The organism is Nocardioides montaniterrae (genome assembly GCF_054782655.1).
This window is the reverse complement of sequence record NZ_BAAGSB010000001.1, coordinates 302198-320559: the sequence shown is the minus strand read 5'-3', so window position 1 is coordinate 320559 and position 18362 is coordinate 302198. Positions and strand designations below refer to the sequence as shown.

23 protein-coding genes are annotated in these 18362 nt (G+C 69.5%); 11 read left to right on the top strand and 12 right to left on the bottom strand.

Annotated features, from left to right (window positions below; translation table 11 throughout):
• Positions 1–151 precede the first annotated feature (151 nt).
• The 5 genes from ACYVJ3_RS01705 to ACYVJ3_RS01685 are packed head-to-tail and all read right to left on the bottom strand — an operon-like array spanning position 152 to position 2324.
• A complete protein-coding gene (locus ACYVJ3_RS01705; RefSeq protein WP_460850753.1) occupies positions 152–661 on the bottom strand; it encodes a hypothetical protein in 510 nt (169 codons plus the stop codon).
• Entirely contained in the window at positions 654–1445 is a 792-nt protein-coding gene (locus ACYVJ3_RS01700) for a hypothetical protein (RefSeq protein ID WP_460850752.1), read from the bottom strand. Before ACYVJ3_RS01700 ends, ACYVJ3_RS01705 begins: the two co-directional genes overlap by 8 nt.
• Complete coding sequence (locus ACYVJ3_RS01695) at positions 1442–1876, bottom strand: GIY-YIG nuclease family protein (protein WP_460850751.1); 435 nt, start codon at positions 1874–1876, stop codon at positions 1442–1444. The genes ACYVJ3_RS01700 and ACYVJ3_RS01695 overlap by 4 nt, the downstream gene beginning before the upstream one ends.
• The gene (locus ACYVJ3_RS01690; protein ID WP_460850750.1) at positions 1873–2100 is read right to left on the bottom strand and encodes a hypothetical protein; all 228 of its coding nucleotides are present in this window, start codon (positions 2098–2100) and stop codon (positions 1873–1875) included. Before ACYVJ3_RS01690 ends, ACYVJ3_RS01695 begins: the two co-directional genes overlap by 4 nt.
• Positions 2097–2324: a helix-turn-helix domain-containing protein gene (locus ACYVJ3_RS01685; protein ID WP_460850748.1), complete on the bottom strand. Its 228-nt coding sequence runs from the start codon at positions 2322–2324 to the stop codon at positions 2097–2099. Before ACYVJ3_RS01685 ends, ACYVJ3_RS01690 begins: the two co-directional genes overlap by 4 nt.
• 90 nt (positions 2325–2414) lie before the next feature.
• Between ACYVJ3_RS01685 and ACYVJ3_RS01680 the strand changes: the two genes are divergently transcribed.
• Positions 2415–2834: a hypothetical protein gene (locus ACYVJ3_RS01680; RefSeq protein ID WP_460850747.1), complete on the top strand. Its 420-nt coding sequence runs from the start codon at positions 2415–2417 to the stop codon at positions 2832–2834.
• Complete coding sequence (locus ACYVJ3_RS01675; RefSeq protein ID WP_460850746.1) at positions 2834–3283, top strand: ImmA/IrrE family metallo-endopeptidase; 450 nt, start codon at positions 2834–2836, stop codon at positions 3281–3283. The genes ACYVJ3_RS01680 and ACYVJ3_RS01675 overlap by 1 nt, the downstream gene beginning before the upstream one ends.
• Here the strand turns inward: ACYVJ3_RS01675 and ACYVJ3_RS01670 are convergent.
• The 6 genes from ACYVJ3_RS01670 to ACYVJ3_RS01645 all read right to left on the bottom strand — a co-directional run bounded on the left by ACYVJ3_RS01670 (position 3247) and on the right by ACYVJ3_RS01645 (position 9239).
• Positions 3247–4545 carry a tyrosine-type recombinase/integrase gene (locus tag ACYVJ3_RS01670; protein ID WP_460850745.1) on the bottom strand — a complete coding sequence of 433 codons (1299 nt, stop codon included), beginning with the start codon at positions 4543–4545 and terminating at the stop codon, positions 3247–3249. The genes ACYVJ3_RS01675 and ACYVJ3_RS01670 overlap by 37 nt on opposite strands.
• Positions 4546–4782: 237 nt before the next feature.
• Complete coding sequence (locus ACYVJ3_RS01665; RefSeq protein WP_460850744.1) at positions 4783–5019, bottom strand: hypothetical protein; 237 nt, start codon at positions 5017–5019, stop codon at positions 4783–4785.
• Positions 5020–5103: 84 nt separating this feature from the next.
• Positions 5104–6015 (bottom strand): YncE family protein, encoded by a 912-nt coding sequence (locus ACYVJ3_RS01660; RefSeq protein WP_460850743.1) that lies wholly within the window; start codon positions 6013–6015, stop codon positions 5104–5106.
• A 1-nt stretch (position 6016) separates the two neighbouring features.
• Positions 6017–7237: a CaiB/BaiF CoA transferase family protein gene (locus tag ACYVJ3_RS01655; RefSeq protein WP_460850742.1), complete on the bottom strand. Its 1221-nt coding sequence runs from the start codon at positions 7235–7237 to the stop codon at positions 6017–6019.
• On the bottom strand, positions 7234–8091 hold the full coding sequence (locus tag ACYVJ3_RS01650; protein WP_460850741.1) for a 3-hydroxyacyl-CoA dehydrogenase family protein: 858 nt from the start codon (positions 8089–8091) through the stop codon (positions 7234–7236). The genes ACYVJ3_RS01655 and ACYVJ3_RS01650 overlap by 4 nt, the downstream gene beginning before the upstream one ends.
• Positions 8088–9239, bottom strand: a complete 1152-nt coding sequence (locus tag ACYVJ3_RS01645) for an acyl-CoA dehydrogenase family protein (RefSeq protein ID WP_460850739.1) — start codon at positions 9237–9239, stop codon at positions 8088–8090. The genes ACYVJ3_RS01650 and ACYVJ3_RS01645 overlap by 4 nt, the downstream gene beginning before the upstream one ends.
• A 202-nt stretch (positions 9240–9441) precedes the next feature.
• Here ACYVJ3_RS01645 and ACYVJ3_RS01640 point away from each other — a divergent pair, with 202 nt between their 5' ends.
• From ACYVJ3_RS01640 to ACYVJ3_RS01600, 9 genes are all read left to right on the top strand, one after another.
• Positions 9442–10041 (top strand): QsdR family transcriptional regulator, encoded by a 600-nt coding sequence (locus ACYVJ3_RS01640; RefSeq protein ID WP_460850738.1) that lies wholly within the window; start codon positions 9442–9444, stop codon positions 10039–10041.
• 43 nt (positions 10042–10084) lie between these two features.
• Complete coding sequence (locus ACYVJ3_RS01635; RefSeq protein ID WP_460850737.1) at positions 10085–10396, top strand: hypothetical protein; 312 nt, start codon at positions 10085–10087, stop codon at positions 10394–10396.
• Positions 10374–11438, top strand: coding sequence for an alpha/beta fold hydrolase (locus ACYVJ3_RS01630; protein WP_460851093.1), 1065 nt, complete (start codon positions 10374–10376; stop codon positions 11436–11438). The genes ACYVJ3_RS01635 and ACYVJ3_RS01630 overlap by 23 nt, the downstream gene beginning before the upstream one ends.
• Positions 11435–11965, top strand: coding sequence for a GNAT family N-acetyltransferase (locus tag ACYVJ3_RS01625; protein WP_460850736.1), 531 nt, complete (start codon positions 11435–11437; stop codon positions 11963–11965). The genes ACYVJ3_RS01630 and ACYVJ3_RS01625 overlap by 4 nt, the downstream gene beginning before the upstream one ends.
• Before the next feature lies 1 nt (position 11966).
• Positions 11967–12731 carry an SDR family NAD(P)-dependent oxidoreductase gene (locus tag ACYVJ3_RS01620; RefSeq protein WP_460850735.1) on the top strand — a complete coding sequence of 255 codons (765 nt, stop codon included), beginning with the start codon at positions 11967–11969 and terminating at the stop codon, positions 12729–12731.
• A 12-nt stretch (positions 12732–12743) separates the two neighbouring features.
• Positions 12744–14240: a long-chain-fatty-acid--CoA ligase gene (locus ACYVJ3_RS01615; protein WP_460850734.1), complete on the top strand. Its 1497-nt coding sequence runs from the start codon at positions 12744–12746 to the stop codon at positions 14238–14240.
• Positions 14241–14287: 47 nt separating this feature from the next.
• Positions 14288–16375: an MFS transporter gene (locus tag ACYVJ3_RS01610; RefSeq protein WP_460850733.1), complete on the top strand. Its 2088-nt coding sequence runs from the start codon at positions 14288–14290 to the stop codon at positions 16373–16375.
• A gap of 198 nt (positions 16376–16573) precedes the next feature.
• Positions 16574–16933 (top strand): helix-turn-helix domain-containing protein, encoded by a 360-nt coding sequence (locus tag ACYVJ3_RS01605; RefSeq protein WP_460850732.1) that lies wholly within the window; start codon positions 16574–16576, stop codon positions 16931–16933.
• 104 nt (positions 16934–17037) lie between these two features.
• Positions 17038–17406, top strand: a complete 369-nt coding sequence (locus ACYVJ3_RS01600; protein ID WP_460850731.1) for a hypothetical protein — start codon at positions 17038–17040, stop codon at positions 17404–17406.
• An 85-nt stretch (positions 17407–17491) separates the two neighbouring features.
• Here ACYVJ3_RS01600 and ACYVJ3_RS01595 read toward each other — a convergent pair whose 3' ends face one another.
• The gene (locus tag ACYVJ3_RS01595; protein ID WP_460850730.1) at positions 17492–18274 is read right to left on the bottom strand and encodes an alpha/beta fold hydrolase; all 783 of its coding nucleotides are present in this window, start codon (positions 18272–18274) and stop codon (positions 17492–17494) included.
• Positions 18275–18362 lie beyond the last annotated feature (88 nt).

The window sequence follows — 18362 nt, the reverse complement described above, 5'->3', positions numbered from 1 at the left end:
CTTGCAGGCTTGGAGAGCGGGGTCGTTTCTTGTTGGTGCCGCCGCCCGGCTGGCCTTCCCCAAGTCCGGCCGGGCGACGGTTGCTAGGCGGCGCGCAACTCCCGCGTCTGGATGGCGTCGGACCCTTGGAGTGAGTGATGGGTTGGGTAGGTCATGCCGATGCGAAGAGGTCGGCGTCGGCATTCGGAAGGTCCCCAGCAGCGACAGCAGCGCCGATGGTCGCGTGCTTCAGGAGGATCGGGAGCCACGCGTCGTACTGCGGCTTGAAGCCCTTGAAGTAGGCCGTCTGGGCAGCTCGGACGTTGCCGAACCTGACCTCGTTCATCTCGATCAGGTCGTTGCGACCGACGAAACGCCACGCCTTGCGCTGGCCGCGACCAAGGGTCACGACGTAGTCGAGCAGCGGCTCAACCTCGAGCGACAGGTCGTCGGCGCCGTTGGCGAGGTCGGCGAGGATGTGGTCGGCACGGTTGCCGTCAGACTCGTCGGCCCGCTTCACCATCTGCCGGATCAGGTCGTCGGCATCGAGGACCAGCGCGCCCGAGTCGACCAGCGGTCGAGCCTGCGCCACGACCTGTTCGGTCGCCTCGCGTCGGGTGATGCCTTCCCGGCCGGCGTCGGCGACGACCGCGCGGTAGAGGCGGGTGATGTACTCATTCATGGATGGACTCCCATTCATCAGCGAGCGCGGCAAGCCCTTCGGCCACCTGTCGCATGCGGTCGGGCGTGACGTAGCCGCGATTCGTGGGAGGCACGGCCTGCTGGCCGATCTCCCATTGGTCGCGCGCGGTGTCGCGCTGGTTGGGGTGCTGGAACGCGAGCAGGAAGATGAGAGAGCTGGCGAGGGTCCGCGAGTTCTCCTCGGCGTTCTGCTGCTCACCAGAACGCTCGGGCTTGGGGACGGGCGTCGGCCGGGTGTAGCGCTTGCCGTCGATGCCGGTCACCGTGGCGATCGGCGCGGGGACGGGTCGCAGAGGCTCGGGGCGCTCGCAGGTCGGGGCAGGCTCAACCGCCGTGGGCTCGGGCTGAGCCTGCTCCTGGCCCCGCGCCTCGGCTTCCCCTTCCGAGGGCGCGGGATCCTCAGGTGTGTCACCTGACACAGGTGCTGACTCGAGGTCGCGGGCGACCGTCTTGAAGGACGCGCCGACGACCGGAGCGATAGCCCTGGTCGACATGCCCGCGGCGGTCAGCTCGCGGACAACCTCGCGCCGAACCTCGACACCGAGCCGTTGCAGCGAGCCTCCGAAGCGGTCGGCGACGTACTCGCCGGGGGAGCGGTAGCCGAGGGCGAGGTCGTCGCGCTTCTCGAGCGCCTCGCGGATCATCGGCATGACGGCCGCGTAGTTGTCGGCGATCGCGTCGAGGCGGAGGTTGATCCGTTCGGCGCGGCGCTCGGCTGCGGATGCGTCGAGGATCTCGCCGGTCTCGGTGTTGACGAGACTCATGACGCGCGCCTCGCGTCAGTCGCAGTGAAGAGAATCGCCATCGCCTCGGCGAGCGGGACTGCCTCGACCTGTACGCCTATGGCCTCGAGATCAGCGCGGGTCGCGGTTGGGTGCTCGCGCATGAGGAAGACGGCGATCGCAGACATGCCGTGGATGTCGACGCCGCTCGGATGCTCGCGGATGATCTGCACCGCGGCCTCGCGCTCGGACCAGAACCACTCGCCAGACACTCGGATGCTCGCGAACCGCTGGTGCAGCTCGCGCTCGACCTTGCGATCACCGGGAATCCAGCCGATGAGGTCGGCGTCGGCGTCGAAGGGCAGATCGTCAGGGCGCTGCCCGTTCCGCGTCACGGTGGTCATGCGTCCAGCCGGGTCGGCCGAGTAGCCGATCTTCATGTAGGGGCCGGACTCGGCGAAGTAGACGCTCATGCGTCCCCCAGCCCGTCGAACCACGCCTTGAGGTCGGCGGGGTCGTAGAGGGTGATCCCAACCGCTCGCCCCTTGGCGTCGAACTTGGTGTTCTTGGCCCGCAGTGCGCCGGCTTCCTGGGCGGCCTTGAGGAGGTCGGGGGAGACGCCGAGAGCGGTGGCCGCTTGGCGGCGGTTGAGAGCGATCCTGGGCAGCGACGATGCCGACTTGGTGGCGCGGGTCATGAAGCCACCGCGGACGAGTCGGGCGGGATGAAGGTAGAGATCGGGACCCCGAGGTAGACCGAGGCGGCGACGATCTCCGGGATCGTGAAGTCCACCTTGCCGCTCAGCCGCTTGCCGAGCGATGTGGGCGTCATGTCGAGTGCCGCCGCGAGTTCTGCCTGGGTCCGGCGCTTCCGGGCAAGTTCGGCCCTGACCGCATCGGCGGTGTACGTCGGTAGTTCCATGCCTGTATTAGAAACCATACGACGAGGGCCTGTCAACGAACTCATACGCGAGTCTAGAAATTCATACGAGATTGGATTAGCGTGTACGCCATGACCCCGATGGAGTACGGCCAGCGCGTCCAAGACGCACTGCGCGTGTTGATCGAAGATCGGTTCGCGGACCGCGAATCACCCGTGCGGAGTCGGGCCGCACTTTCTAAGGCGCTTGGGCATGGCGAGGCTCGTCAGTACGTCGCCGGGCGATTCGCGCCACAAGGCAAGGACGGCAAGGTCCGAGACCTGACCGTCCCTGACTTGATCGAATTCGCGCGCGCCTTGGGCCTGGATGGCGCTGGCCTCCTGCTGCGCGCTCAACAGGTAGTCGAAAGCGAGGAGGGCGCCCGGGTGATCGCGTTCCCAGTTCTGTCGGGCACGCCTCCTATTGTCACCGACGAGGAGCTGATCGGGCAGCCCAGCGTGGCCGAACCGCCACGCGTCAACGTTGAGGGCAATGAGGATCCAGGGGACTAATGAGCGGCCCGTACAGGCTTCTGGCGGCAATGCCCGAGATCCGGCTGCACTGGACCGACAACCAGGACGTGCTGGTCGGACGACGGGCGCGATGGTTCCCGATCCAGCAGGTCATCGCGATCGACAGGCGCCTGCGCCGGCTGCTGGCTAGATGCTCGCTCGCGCACGAACTCGGACATGTCGTGCACGGTGACACCTGTGGCACCGAGGGAGACTTGTACGACCTCCGCCGCGAACTGCGCGCCGACGAGTTCGCCGCCCGGTTGCTGCTGCCCAGTCTCGACGAGATCGCGCGCACGGTGGTCGTGACCTCGGGCGATGGCCACGCTGCCCGTGAGTTGAACGTGACCCTGGATCTCTACCGGACCCGACTCGACACCTTCACTCCCGATGAGCGTCACGAGGTAGAGCGTCAGGTCGTCACGGCTGCAGGGGAGTGGGGCGCGTGAGGGCGGGCTTTCTCGATTCTGCCGCCGCGCGGGAGGGCGTCACCTAGGGGCCGACCACCGAGCTGCAGGCGCTCGGCGACCAGCTCGAGCGCCTCCATCGCCCGATCGGTCCGCACGTGCTGGTAGCCGCGAGTCGTCAGGACATCTGAGTGGCCCATGATCGCCACGATGACCGCCGGGTCGACGCCGCACTCGAGCAGCAACGTCGCCGTGGTGTGCCGGGCCTCGTGGATCGAGAAGAGGCGGCCGGCCGGGTGCTGCACGTCGGCGGCCTGCTGCAGTCCGCGCCACTCCTCGTCGTCGACCTTGTAGTTCGTCGGGGTGCCGTCGAGGTTCGGCCAGACCAGGCCGTGCGGGTTGTCGGGGATGAGCTCGGCCGAGACGTCGCGCCAGATCGTCAGAGCCTCGTGGAACACGGGGATGATCGGGATGACGCGATACCCGGCCTTCGACTTGGGGCGCACCAGGTGCATCGCCCCGTGCAGCTGGCGGGTCTCGTAGCCGTCGGGGACACGGAAGCCCGACGAGCGGTCGCGGGCGGCGCGGTAGGGGAGCGCCTTTAGTTGCCACTCGATGGTCATCGTCCGCGCGTCGAGGTCGATGGCCTCCCATGTCATGCCGAGGCTCTCGGCCTGGCGGACGCCCTGCAGCAGTGCGGCGAGGAAGCGGGAGCCATGGTGGAGCTCGCCGGCCCAGGGGAGCAGCGCGAGGGCCTGCCCGACGGTCATCGCGTCGCGGTCGCTGACCGCGCGCACGGGCGCCTTCATCTGGAACAGCCGGTTCTGGATCGGGTGTCCCTCGAGTGACGCGGCCTTGAGCATCGTCATCAGCACCGACTGCGTGCGGAGCTCGGTCGACGACGACCGCCCGGCGGCGCGTTGGGCCTGGGCGACGGCGCGGATGTCGCCAGGGGTCAGCGCGGATAGCCGCTTGTGCCCGATGGCTGGGATCACCCACAGGTGCAGGGACGAGCGGCTGGTGGCGTAAGAGCTAGGCCGCATGGTGCGCTCGACCTGGGGGAGCCACTCCTCGGCCCACTGCTTCACGGTGGTGCGCGGGCTCACCTCGGAGGTGCCATGGGTGTCGATCTGAGCGCGCCTGTCGCGCAGCCGGCGCTTGCATTCGGCCTGAGTCTTGGCCGACACGGTGACGCGGCGCCGCTTGCCGTCTGCGGTCCACCCGGCCTCGACGGTCCCGATCCACATGCCATCGCTCGCGCGCCGGTAGATGGAGCCTGTTCCCGGCTCTCTCCGCGTACCCATGCCGTCCACTGTAGCCAACGCTGTAGCCAAGAGAAACCCCGCCCTCCTCCGCGTATCCCCGCGTAACAGGCGGTGATCCGCCGACCGATCAGCCTGTACGCGGCCATTCTATCCCTTCGCAATGAGAAGGTCAGGGGTTCGAATCCCCTCACCTCCACCAGCACCAGAAGGCCGGTCCGCCAGGACCGGCCTTCTGCTTTGTCGGCGGACTGAAGAACGCCCGTCAGTCCCGACTCCTCAGTCCTCGGGGAGGGCGGCGAACGCCTTCTTGGTGTCGCGGTACCACCCCATCCCGGCGATGGGCCGCTTCCAGCGGCCCTTCATCTCCTCGCGCGCAGGCACGTGGGCGGCGTCGCCGGCGTCGGCCAGCTCCTTGAGGTGCTTGTCCTGGGCCTTGATCACCTCGTCGGCGGTGGCGCCGCGGTGGGCGTGGTCGCAGGGGCCGCCGAGCTGGCGGCAGGTCATGGTCTTCATCGTCGTGCTCCTCGTCGGTCGGGCTCTCAGCCTCGTTCATTGTTCCGACGAAGCGGACGGCCCGGTTGTGACACGGGCCGGCTGTCAGGCGCGATCGGGCCAGAGCGTGATCCCGGTCGTCGGCGCACCGGCGTCGATGCGGCGTACCTCCCGGGTCCCGTCGGCGTCGGCCTCCAGCCGCACCGAGGTGATGGTGCCGCCGAGGTCGGAGACGTGCGCCCAGCCGCGGTCGGTGTCGATCGCGAGGCCGATGGCCTCGCGCAGCCCGTCGACCAGGATCTCCGGCGCGGCACCGTGGGCACCGGCGGCAGGGATCGGCGCGCGGTTCAGCGTGTTGCCGGCAGGCGCGGCCCCTCGGTCGGTCCAGAAGAGCCAGCCGTTCACGACCTCGAGGTCGATGGGCTCGGGCAGCCCCTGCCACAGCGTCTCGATGTCGTCGCGGTCGGCCGGGTCCACGGGCACGTCCAGCGAGCACCGAAAGATCCGCCCACGGCCGCCCTTCGCCGGCCCCTTCTGGGTCCAGTACAGGTGTGAGCCGTCGACGGCGACCCCGACGCACTGACCGTCGATGCCCTCGGCCGGGTCGCGCACGACCAGGTCGGTCAGCTCGCTGCCGTCCAACCGGACGCGGCTGACCCGGGACCCCTCACGGTCGCCCCAGTACAGCCACTCCCCGTCGGACGCGAGCTGCTTGCCGGTGGTGATCGCACCGACCGGCACGATCTCGCGCAGGTTGCCGCCGTCCAGGTCGATGGCGTGCACGCCGCCGTTGCGGTGGGTGTAGTCGGCCGTCCTCTCGCTGGGCTCCTCGCCCGGCGTGTACGTCGGGCGCCCCATCGTCGTCCAGTACGCCGATCCGCCGCGGATCACGATGCCGTCGGGTCGTGCCCCCGCATCCGCGAGGAACGTCGACACGGTGCCCGTGTCCAGGTCGATCCGCGCGATCGTGTCGTGGCGGATCGCCAGCGCCAGGATCTGTCCGAGCTCGCCGGCCACCTCAGGCGACCGTTCCGCTCGCCCGCAGCTCCGCGATCGCGGCGTCGGAGTAGCCGAGGGAGGCGAGCACCTCGTCGGTGTGCTGACCCACGGCCGGTGGCAGCCGCGCCGGCACGGTGACGGCGTCGGCGAGCTGGAACGGCACCGCGATCGTGCTGACCCGCTCGTCCTCGGCGAAGCCCACCACCAGGTCGTTCGCGCGCATCTGCTCGTCGTGCGGGATGTCCTCGGGTGTCGCGACGATGTCGAAGACGATGCCGTTCTCGCCCAGCACCTGCTCCCAGTGGGCCCGCTCGTGCCGGCCGAAGGCCTCGTCGAGCGCGGCGATCAGCACCTGGGCGTTGCGCAGCCGGTCGGGCTTGGTGGCGAACCGCGGGTCCTCGAGCAGGTCGGGCCGCTCGATGCAGCGGGCCAGCACCGGCCAGTGCCGGTCCTCGTTGAGGAGCGTCAGCAGCAGCCACTTCGCGTCCGCGCAGCGGTAGTGCACGCTCAGCGCGTTGAAGTGCTGCACGCGCGGCGGCCGCGGGATGAACTCGCCGCCGCACAGCGCGGCCGTGGCCATGTAGGAGTTGGCCCAGAGACCGTTGGCGTGCAGCGACGAGGACACCTTCGTGCCCTTGCCGGTGCGCTCGCGCTGGTACAGCGCGGTCGCGATGCCGGCGTACAACGTCATTGCCGAGGGGTGGTCGCCCTGGCCGACGACGGCGCGGGCGGGGGTGGCGTCGGCCGACGGCCGGACGGTGTCCATCATCCCCGAGCGGGCCCAGTACGACGTCGCGTCGAACCCCGGCTTCGCGGCCTCGGCACCCGCCTCGCCGTACCCGGTGAACGAGCCGTAGATCAGCCGCTCGTTGAGGGCCATCAGCGTGGTGTCGTCGATGCGCAGCTTATCGCGCACGCGCAGCGGGTAGTTCGTGACGAACACGTCGGCCTCCGCGACCAGCCGGTGGAGCAGCGCCTGGCCCCCGGCCGAGCCGAGGTCGACGGCCAGCCCGCGCTTGCCGCGGTTGTCCAGGATCCAGGCGTAGTCGTGCTCGCAGACCGGGTTGCCCGGCAGCTTCGGGAGCTGGCGGTAGGGATCGCCCGCTCCCGGCGGCTCGATCTTGATGACGTCGGCGCCGAGGTCGGCCAGGATCGTGGTGGCTGCCGGTGCCGCGATGTAGCTGCCGCAGTCGATGACCTTGAGCCCGCTGAACAGCGCGTCGGGCCGGGACTCGCTCACGCCTGCTCCTCGTAGTCGTAGAAGCCATGACCCGACTTCTCGCCGAGCCGTCCCTGGGCCAGGTAGCTGCGCACCAGCTCGCGCGGGCTCTCCGGGAGGCCCTCGCGGTGGGCGGCGTAGTTCTCCTCGATGTCGAGCACCACGTCGAGCCCGACCCGGTCCATCTTGCGGAAGGGACCCTCCTTCTGGCCGGTCACGTTCGCGTAGAGCGCGTCGACCTCCTGCGGGGTGGCGACGCCCTCGGCCACGACCATCAGCGCCTCCCGCTTGATGGCCGCCCAGATCCGGTTGTAGATGAAGCCGCGCGACTCCTTGCGGGCCCGGAACGGCGTGAGGCCGTAGCGGGGGAGCGCGGACTGGAGCTTCTCGAAGACGGCCTCGCTGGTGTGCCCGCACGTCATCAGCTCGCACGCCCGCGCGGCCGGCGGCATGAAGAAGTGCAGGTTGACCACCCGCTCGGGACGGGTGACCTCGTCGATCACCTGGCTGGAGGGGTACGACGAGGAGTTGGTCGCCAGGATCGCGTCCTCGGGTGCCAGCTTGTCGAGCTGGCCGAAGATCGGCACCTTGATCTCGAGGCGCTCGGGCAGCGACTCGACGACCAGCCAGGCGTCGGCGACCGCCATCGCTAGGTCGTCGGTGAAGTCGACGGTGGCCGCGGTGCTGCCCGGGATCGAGGCCAGCACGTGGGGCAGCTGCTCCTCGATGTACGCCGCGGCGTCGGCCCGCTGCCCCGCGTCGAGGTCGCAGACGCGGACCGTGCCGCCGGCGGTGGCGAACATCAGCGCGATCCGCCGGCCGAGCGTGCCGGCGCCGATGACCGCGATCGGGCGCCCGCTCTCCTGAGCCGTCACAGCCCCATGTCCTTCGCGATGATGGTCTTCATGACCTCGGTCGTGCCGCCGTAGATGCGGTTGACGCGGTTGTCGGCGTACAGCCGGGCGATGGGGTACTCGTTGATGAAGCCGTAGCCGCCGTGCAGCTGCAGGCAGCGGTCGATGACGCGGTGGGCGACCTCAGTGCAGAAGACCTTGGCCGACGCGGCCTCGGCGGGGGTCAGCTCGCCGGCGTCGAGCGCCTCGAGCGCGCGGTCGGCGACGGCCTGGGCGGCATCGACCTCGGCCTTGCAAGCGGCCAGCTCGAACTTGGTGTTCTGGAAGGAGGCGACCGGCTTGCCGAAGATGACGCGCTGCTGGACGTAGTCGGTCGCGAAGCGCACGGCCGCGGCGGCCTGCGCGTACGCGCCGTGCGCGATGCCCCAGCGCTCGGACGGCAGGTTGCGCCCGAGGTAGGAGAAGCCCATGTTCTCCTCGCCGAGGAGGTCCTCGGCGGGGATCCGGACGTCGCTGAAGGCGAGCTCAGCGGTGTCGGAGGTGCGCAGGCCGAGCTTGTCGAGCTTGCGACCGACGGTGTAGCCGGGGGAGTGCGTGTTGACCGCGAACAGCGAGATACCGAAGCGACGATCGTCGTCCTTGGGCGGGCTGGTCCGCGCGCAGACGATGACGCGGTCGGCGTGGACGCCGCCGGTGATGAAGGTCTTGGCGCCGTTGAGGACGTACTCGTCGCCGTCCTTCTTGGCGGTCGTGCGCATGCCCGCGAGGTCGGAGCCGGCGCCCGGCTCGGTCATCGCCAGGGCCCACATCTCCTCGCCGGCCACGAAGTTCGGCAGGTAGCGCTGCTTCTGCTCCTCGGTCGCGAGCATCTTGATGTAGGGCAGCGCCAGCAGCACGTGCACGCCGGAGCCGCCGAAGGAGACGGCCGCGCGCGAGGTCTCCTCGTACTGGATCGCGGTGAACTTGTGGCTCTCGAGCCCGGCGCCGCCGTACTCCTCGGGGACGCTGATGCCGAACAGCCCGAGCTCGGCGAGCTTGCCGTACAGCTCGCGCGGAACGATGCCCGCCTGGAACCACTCGTCGTAGTGGGGCACGACCTCGGCCTCGATGAACGAGCGAAGCGTCTGGCGGAACGACTCGTGGTCCTCGTCGAAGACGGTGCGTTGCATGGTTCCTCCTGGTTCGAGACGGTCTCTCGGTCAGGTCTACCACCGTCGATGAAACGTTTTCAAGAGTGTTGCATTTACGTGACGTATGGCCTAACGTTGCGCAGTATGAGACGTGCGTCACATACTCCGTTGGACGGCCCGGCGGCGATCCTGCCGGCCTCGTCTGTTGTGATGGCACCTCGAGGAGGCAAGGAGGAGTCCGATGAGCAGAACACCGCTGTCCCGGATGCTCGCCGACCCCGACCCCGACTCGAGGCCGGACGCGCTGGGCGCCTTCCGGCTCGCCCGTCGCCGCTTCCTCGCCGGCGATCGGGTCGAGATGCAGGAGCTCGCGAGCGACCTCGGCGTCAGCCGGGCGACCGTCTTCCGCTGGGTGGGCTCGCGCGACGACCTGCTCGTGGAGATCGTCTGGTCGATCTCGGAGCCGACGTTCCGCGACGCGATCGCAGCGACCAAGCACCTCGAGGGTGGGCGGCGCGTGGCCGCGGTGATGGGCGCCTTCGCCGAGGCCTCGATCGCCTCGCCGCCGTTCATGGCCTTCGTGCAGCGCGAGCCGGAGCGCACGCTGCGCCTGCTCACCACCAAGGCGACCTGGTTCCAGGGCCGGTTGATCGCGCTCATCGAGGAGCTGATCCGCTCCGAGGTCGAGGCCGGGCACCTCGATCCGCCGCTGCCGCTGCACGACCTGGCCTACATCACGACGCGCATGACCGAGACGTTCGTGTACGCCGATGTGGTGGCTGGCGAGACGCCCGACCCGGACAAGGTCCGGCAGGTCGTCGGCGCCCTCCTGCGCGACTGACGCTCACGGCCGTGCGCGGCCCGCTCTCGGGCGGGGGTGCGTGATGGGGCTGCGCGACCTCTACAACCAGGTCGAGAAGGTCATCACGCCGATCGCGACCGAGATCATCGGCGCCGAGGAGTTCGCCAAGGCGGTCTCCGTCGTCACGGCGGCGAACAAGAAGCTGCGCAGCGAGGCCGAGAAGCTGCAGGCCCGGGCCTGGCATGCCGTCAACCTGCCCGCCGGCACCGATCTGCAACGAGTCAAGCAGCAGGTCGGCTCCCTCGATCGCGAGGTCCGGCTGCTCTCCCTGGAGCTGCAGCAGGCACGGAAGGAGGCGAAGCGTCGTGGCAATGCCCGGCCTGAGCACGATTGACCGCGTCCGCAAGGAGGTCGAGCGCAACGCCCTGCGAGCACGCAACGGCATCCGGATGGCGACCGGCATCCAGCGCACCGACGTGGGGCTCAGTCCCAAGGACGTCGTGTGGAGCCACGGACGCACCCAGCTGTGGCACTACCGCAGCGACCGGGTGTCCCTGCGTCCGCCGCTGCTGATCATCTACAGCCTGTTCAACAAGAGCTACATCCTCGACCTGCGGCCCGGCAACAGCGTGATCGAGCAGCTGATCGCGGCGGGCTTCGACGTCTACATGCTCGACTGGGGCGTCCCCGACGAGCGCGATGCCGCCAACCAGCTCGAGGACTACGTCGACTCCTACATCCCGGCGGCCATCGACCGGGTCTGCGAGATCTCCGGCAGCGACAGCATCAACCTGCTCGGCTACTGCTTCGGAGGGGTGCTGTCGGTGCTGCACGCCGCGCACCACCTGGACTCGCCCCTGCGCAGCCTGACCGTGCTGACCACGCCGGCCGACCTCCAGCACCTCGGCCCGATGACGGACGTGATGGCGCGCTCCGACCTCGACGACGTGCTGGGCACGGACGGCCTGGTGCCGCCGTCGGTGATCCTGCAGGGATTCCGGTCGCTCACGCCCATGGGCGAGATCACCGGACGGGTCGACCTGCTCGAGAAGCTCTGGAGCGACGACTACGTCACGGCGTACCAGGCCATGACGGGATGGGGCAACGACCAGGTGCCGCTGCCCGGCGGCGTCGCCCGGCAGTTCAAGCAGATGGTCGCGGACAACGCGTTCGTCAACGACCGGGTCGTCATCGGCGGCGACCGGGTCAGCCTCGGGGACATCCGGGTGCCGTTCATGCACATCCTCGGCCTGCGCGACCACATCATCCCGCCCGCGGCGGCCACGCCCCTCCTCGGGCTGATCGGCTCCGAGGACAAGGACGAGCTCCAGCTCGACGCGGGCCACGTCGGCCTCATGGTCGGCCGCACCGCCGCGAAGAACACGCTCCCCGTCGTCGTCGATTTCCTCAAGAAGCGAAGCGAGGCCACCTCATGACCATCCAGGACTTCGGAACGGCGTACGTCGGACCGCTCAGCGACCTGTTCGCGCGGCTGCCCGAGAGCGACCTGACCTTCATCAAGGAGGACGTGTCGCCGGAGGCAGTCGCCGGTTGGCCGGGCGCCGCCGGCTGGCGCTGGGTGCACGTCGAGGACGACGGCACCGTCACCGGCCTGGCCGCGCTGCTGCCGCTGACCGGCTGGTCCGACCACGTCGCCGAGCTGCGGCTCGTCGTCGACCCCGCGACCCGGGGGCGCGGCATCGGCCGGCTCCTCGCGCAGCACGCGGTGGCGCACGGCATCCGCAGCGGGCTGCTCAAGGTGGTCGTCGAGGTGCCCGCCGCGCAGGACCGCATCACCGAGATGTTCCTGGGCCTCGGCTTCACGGGGGAGGCGCTGCTGCGCGACCACTTCCGCGACCGGTCCGGCCAGGTGCAGGACCTGATCATGCTCGCGCTGCTCGCCGAGCAGACGTTCGACGCGATGAGCGCGGTCGGCCTCGCCGACGTGCTGGGAGGAGAGTGACATGGGAGTTCTGGACAAGTTCGGCCTCGACGGCAAGGTCGCCGTCGTCACCGGAGCCTCGAGTGGGCTGGGCGTGAGCTTCGCTCTCGCCCTCGCCGAGGCGGGCGCCGACGTGGCGCTGGGTGCGCGGCGCGAGGAGAAGCTCGCCGACACCGTCGCCAAGGTGGAGGCGCTCGGCCGCAAGGCGGTCGCCGTACGCACCGACGTGACCAACCCGGAGGACTGCCAGCGGCTGGTCGACACGGCGATGGAGACGTTCGGCCGGGTCGACATCCTGGTCAACAACGCGGGCGTCGGCACCGCCGTACCTGCCACCCGGGAGACACCGGAGCAGTTCCGCTCGGTGGTCGAGCTCAACCTCAACGCCTGCTACTGGATGGCCCAGGCCTGTGGCCGGGTGATGAAGCCCGGCAGCTCGATCATCAACATCAGCAGCGTCCTCGGCCTCACCACGATGGGGCTGCCGCAGGCGGCGTACGCCTCCAGCAAGGCCGGCGTCATCGGCCTCACCCGTGACCTGGCTCAGCAGTGGACGCCGCGCAAGGGCATCCGCGTCAACGCCATCGCGCCTGGCTACTTCGCCTCCGAGATGACCGATGTCTTCGAGGGCGAGTACGTCGAGAAGACGGTCGTGCCGCGGACGCTGATGGGTCGCCTCGGCGACCACGACGAGCTCTCGGCAGCGCTGCTCTTCCTCGCCAGCGACGCCGGTGGCTACTGCACCGGCATCACCCTGCCCGTCGAGGGCGGGATCCTCACCACCTGATCTGGAGCTCCGATGACCAATCTTGCTGAGAACCTCAGCCGCACGGCGGCGACCTTCCCCGACCACCCGGCGCTCCGCCTGGGTGGGACGACGCTGAACTACCAGCAGCTCGAGGACCTGGCGGCCCGCGCCGCGGGGCGGATGGCGGCGCTCGGCATCGGCGCCGGTGACCGGGTCGGGCTGATGCTTCCGAACACCCTCGAGTTCCCCGTGCTCTTCTACGGCGCGCTGCGACTCGGCGCCATCGCCGTGCCGATGAACCCGCTCCTCAAGGGTCGCGAGATCGCCCACTACACCGGCGACTCCGGCATGAGCCTGCTCTGGGCGCACGACTCGGTGGCCGACGAGGACCTCGCCGAGGCGGCCGACGGGTGTCGGGTGGAGCGCGCCGGCGGACCCCTGCTCGACTCCCTCGCGTCGGAGTCCGCGGTGGAGGTGGCCGCCAAGGAGCCCGGCGACACGGCCGTCATCCTCTACACGTCCGGCACCACCGGTACGCCGAAGGGGGCCGAGCTCACCCACGGCAGCCTCGACAGCAACCTGCGTTGCTGCGTCGACGACCTGATGTCGATCGGCGAGACCGACGTGATCATGGGCTGCCTGCCGCTCTTCCACGTCTTCGGGCTCACCTGCGGCCTCAACGCAGCGGTGGCCGCGGGAGCGCTGCTGGTCCTGATCCCGCGCTTCGACCCGCAGGCCGTGCTCGACTCGATCACGGCCAACAAGGTGACCGTCTTCGAGGGCGTGCCGACGATGTACACGGCGCTGGCCTCGCTGCCGACCGCGACCCCGGAGAAGGTCGCGAGCCTGCGGCTGTGCTCCTCGGGAGGTGCCGCGCTGCCGGGCGAGATCCTGCGCGCGTTCGAGGCGACGTACGGCGCCAAGATCCTCGAGGGCTACGGGTTGTCCGAGACGTCCCCGGTGGCCAGCTTCAACCGCAAGGAGCGGGCGAAGGTCGGCTCGATCGGCGTACCGATCCCCGGGGTCGAGTTCAAGCTGGTCGCGGACGACGGCTCGCCGACCCCGGCTGGCGAGGTCGGGGAGATCTGCATCCGCGGGCACAACGTGATGAAGGGCTACTGGAACCGGCCCGAGGCGACCGCGGACGCGATCGACGGCGAGGGCTGGTTCCACACCGGCGACATGGCGACCGTCGACGACGACGGCTTCTACTACGTCGTCGACCGCAAGAAGGAGCTCATCATCCGCGGTGGCTTCAACGTCTACCCGCGGGAGATCGAGGAGGTGCTCTACGAGCACCCCGCCGTCCGTGAGGCGGCCGTGATCGGCGTACCCCACCCGACCCACGGCGAGGAGGTCGGCGCCGCCGTCGCCCTCGTCCCGGGCGAGGACGTGACCACCGACGAGCTGCGCGACTACGTGAAGGCCAGGGTCGCGCCCTACAAGTACCCGCGCTTGGTGTGGCTGCTCGAGGAGCTGCCCAAGGGCGCCACCGGGAAGATCCTCAAGCGCGAGATCCGACCGCCCGCACTCGAAGAGAAGAGGTAGTTGTCATGACCGCAGTTCCAGCTCAGGCCGCGGCTCGGCCAGGGTGGTTGAAGCGAGAGCTCGACCACTACCCGAAGCCCGCAGTCCGCTACACCTCTCTCGGGGTCGTCGTCGCAGCAACGGTGGTGCTCTACTACCAGCTGTACCTCACCGGGGGCGTGGCGATCCATGTCATGGCCTACCTCCACATGGGCTTCGCGACGTTCGTCTACCTCAACGTCGCGGCGCTGGTCCTGGCCGGCATCGCGGCCGAGGCCGCGCACGTCGTGGACAAGTACGGACGTGCGAACGTCATCTCGATCGGCATGTTCGTGGTCTCGGCGCTGTGCGTCTTCGGCATCCCGAACGCGCACGGCAAGGTCTCGTTCACGATCATGTTCATCCTGCTCAACGTGTGCGAGGGCGTGATCCTGGTGGCCACGCCCGCCGTCGTGCGCGACTTCAGCCCGCAGGTGGGCCGTGCGTCGGCGATGGGCTTCTGGACCATGGGTCCGGTGCTCGGCAGCGTCGTGGTGACCGCCGTGGTCAGCGCTGGCTCCGACACGGAGACCTGGCAGCACAAGTTCGTCGTGTCCGGCATCGTCGGCTTCGTCGTCGGTGTGATCACGCTCTTCGGTCTCAAGGAGCTGCCGCCGTCGATCCGCGACCAGGTCGTGGTCGACGCCCGTGACCGTGCGCTGGTCGAGGCCCGCATGCGTGGCATCGACGTCGAGGCCAGCCTGAAGCACCCGATCAGGCAGATGCTGAAGCCCGACATCCTGCTCTCCGGTCTGGCGATCAGCCTGTTCCTGGTCTTCTACATCGTGCTGGTGGCCTTCGGCCCGACGTACTTCCAGATCGTCTTCAACTACAAGGAGCAGGACGCCAACCGTGTGCTCATCGCCGCCTGGGTGGCCAACGCTGCCGCGCTCGTCCTGTTCGGCTTCATCTCCGACAAGCTGGGCGTGCGCAAGCCGTTCATGCTCGTCGGTGGAGTGCTCTCCACCGTCTTCATGATCCTGTTCGCGATGGAGGCGACCCACTTCGGCACGAAGTCGCTGCCGTTCGGCGGTACGCCGCTCTTCGGCCGGCTCGCCTTCCTCGCCGCGGGCACGATGCTCTTCGCGGGAATGGCCTACGTCAGCTGGATGGCCAGCTACACCGAGACGGTGGAGCGTCGCAACCCGGCGCTGACGGCCACCGGCCTGGCCGTGTGGGGCATGCTCATCCGTGGCCTGTTCGCGATCGCGGTCCTGATCATGCCGGCCATCATCAACACGGCCACGCCGATCATCGACAACCCCGGCGGGCTCACCCTCGACGGCGGTCGCGGTCACACGGTCGGTGTCATGGTCAACGGCCTGGACAAGCGACTCACCCCGGAGCAGAACCAGCAGGTCGAGCTGGTCCTCGGCGCATCGACCGGCGCGCTCCCGACCCTGGCCGCCGAGCAGAACAAGAACGTGGCGCTCGTGCTCGGAGCCGCACAGGGCAAGGTGCCCACGCTGACCGCGGACCAGAACAAGAGCGTGGCGCTGGTGCTCGCGGCCGCCCAGGGCAAGCTCCCCGACCTCAGTGCCGCGCAGAACAAGGGTGTCTCGACCGTGCTCGCCGCGGCGCAGGGGAAGATCCCGGACCTGAACGCGGCCGAGAACAAGGCTGTCGCTGCGGTCATTGCTGACAAGAAGGCGGCCGCGGACCCCGCGATCGCCAGGCTGCTGAAGGACCCGAAGGTCGCCGCGACGCTGGCGGCGGTCAAGGCCGCAATGGGCGACGCCACCGTCGCCAAGACCGTGGGCACCGTCGAGCAGGCCACCAAGGACGCCGTCGTCGGCAAGACGGTCGGTGCGGTGTCGGCCGCGATGGCCGACCCGAAGGTCGCGGGCACCGTCGAGGAGGTCTCCAAGGCGATGACCGACGAGAAGGTCGCCGGCAACGTGGAGTACGTCGCGAAGAACGCCCCGATCGTGGTTCCGGCGCTGGCCAAGGCGCCGAAGCAGTGGCAGAACTACTGGTGGCTCTGCGTCGGTGGCGCGGTCATCTTCCTGCCGATGATCTGGCTGATGGCCGGCTACTGGGACCCGCGCAAGGCCAAGCAGGCACTGCGCGAGCACGACGCGGCCGTCGCCGCGGAGCTGGCCAAGGTCAAGGCCTGAGCACTCGCACCACCCTGCAGAAGGACGGTGGGCCCTCCCCTCGGGAGGGCCCACCGCTGCGTCCCAGGCGTTCCTCCGGGCCGCGTCACCGGCTCGGTGGGAACCCCTCGAACAACTAATACAACGCAAGTGCTTGACGTACCACGCACTGATGAGGCATGCTTGGTATATCAAGCAGTTGCGAGATCGGGGAAGCAGATGAACCAGGCGGACAGCGCCGAGATCCTCGCGGACCTCGGCAAGTACCTGAGGGCCCAGCGCGAGATCGCGCAGGTCTCCCTCCGTGCCTTCGCCCGGGCGATCAACGTCTCCGACTCCTACCTGAGCCAGGTCGAGCGCGGGATGTACCAGCCCTCGCCGGACGTCCTCAAGGCGATCGCCGAGGGACTGGGCATGGCTCCGGACCAGCTCTTCCGCAAGGCCGGCTGGCTGCCGGCCGCGGGTGGGACCACCGGCAAGTACGCCGGGGTCCTCGATGCGATCGCCGGGGACGAGGCGCTCTCCCAGGCGCAGAAGTCCGCCCTGATCGCGACCTACAAGGCGATGGCCGGCTCCTGATCCTGCCGTCCCGCAGCACGCCTCGATCGCCCCCGCGGTCGGAGGCTCTGCTGACCGCGCCATCGCAACCCATCACCGAGCATCACCGACCGAGAGGAACCACCATGAGCACGTACCGCGAGATCACCACCCAGATCGCGGACCAGTGGGTCGCCGCCCTCAAGTCCGCCGAGGAGACCGTCGTGAAGCTGTCCGAGAACGCCCAGCGCGTCGCGGACGCCATCCCGACCCCGACCCTGCCGACGCTGCCGAACCTGCCGGCCGTCAGCGAGCCCTTCGCCAAGCTCAACGAGGCCCTCGCCGAGCGCCTCCCCAAGCCCAGCGAGATCGTCGAGGCGAACTTCGACTTCACCAACCGCCTGCTGGCCGCCCAGCGCGACCTGACCCTGCGGGTCCTCGAGGTCGCCTCGGCCTCCGCGGACAAGGCTGCCGAGAAGGCCGCCCCCGCGCCGAAGGCCGCCACGAAGGCCTGACCTCCGCAACGGCCGAACGGGGCCGCTCCCTCAGGGGAGCGGCCCCGTTCGTGCGTGGAGGTGGGCTCGTCGAGACCGGAGCGGCTCAGGCGGCGAGCGGCCACACCCGGCCGGCAGTGCCGGCGTACGGCGCCCACGCGCCCTCGGTCTGGTGCACGCGGTCGAGGATGACCGCGAGCGCGTCCGGGTGGACGCCGAGACCGCAGTGGCTGGCGCGGACCTCGACGTTCTCGGCCTGCGGTCGGTCGATGTCGACGCAGGTGCGCCATGGCACCACGCCGTCGGTGCACGAGTAGAGCGAGGTCGCCGGGACCTCCAGCGGGGCGCGGTCCTCCTCGCGGTCGCCGGCGTCGAACGCGTCGGTGTGCAGGCGGCGCAGCGCGTGGTAGAGGTTCCCGACCGTGGTCAGCCCGGGGGAGTCCGAGCTGGAGAGCCGGTACGGCGAGCCCAGCGTGATCACCTGGCGCACCTGGTCGGGGTGCTGGCGGGCGAGCTCGCGGGCGAAGATGCCGCCGAGGCTATGCCCGATCACGGTGACGGGCCGGCCGGTGTCGGCGTACAACCGCTCGAGCCGGCGCTGGGCGCCCCGCCACAGGAACCGGGTGGGCCCGATGTTCGGGCCGAGTCGCCAGCCGCGGGCGCGGAAGCCGTGGGTGCGCAGGACGGTGCGCAGCGCGATCGTGCTCGCGTCGTCGGCCAGGAAGCCGGGGAGCACGAGCACCCCGTGGCCGTCGCCGGCCTCGGTCGGGAGCAGGCGCGGCCACTTCAGCCAGAACGCCGCGAAGTCGGCGCCGGTACGGATGCCCTCGGTGCGCCAGAGCAGCTCGCTGGGGCGGCGGTACGGCTCGGGAAATTCCTTGCTGGTCATGGCTTGCTCTCTCGGCCAGAAGATGTGACGTTGTTAACATACAAACCGCCCGGTCGGGATGTCCATGATTTCGGCGATTCCGGCTCGA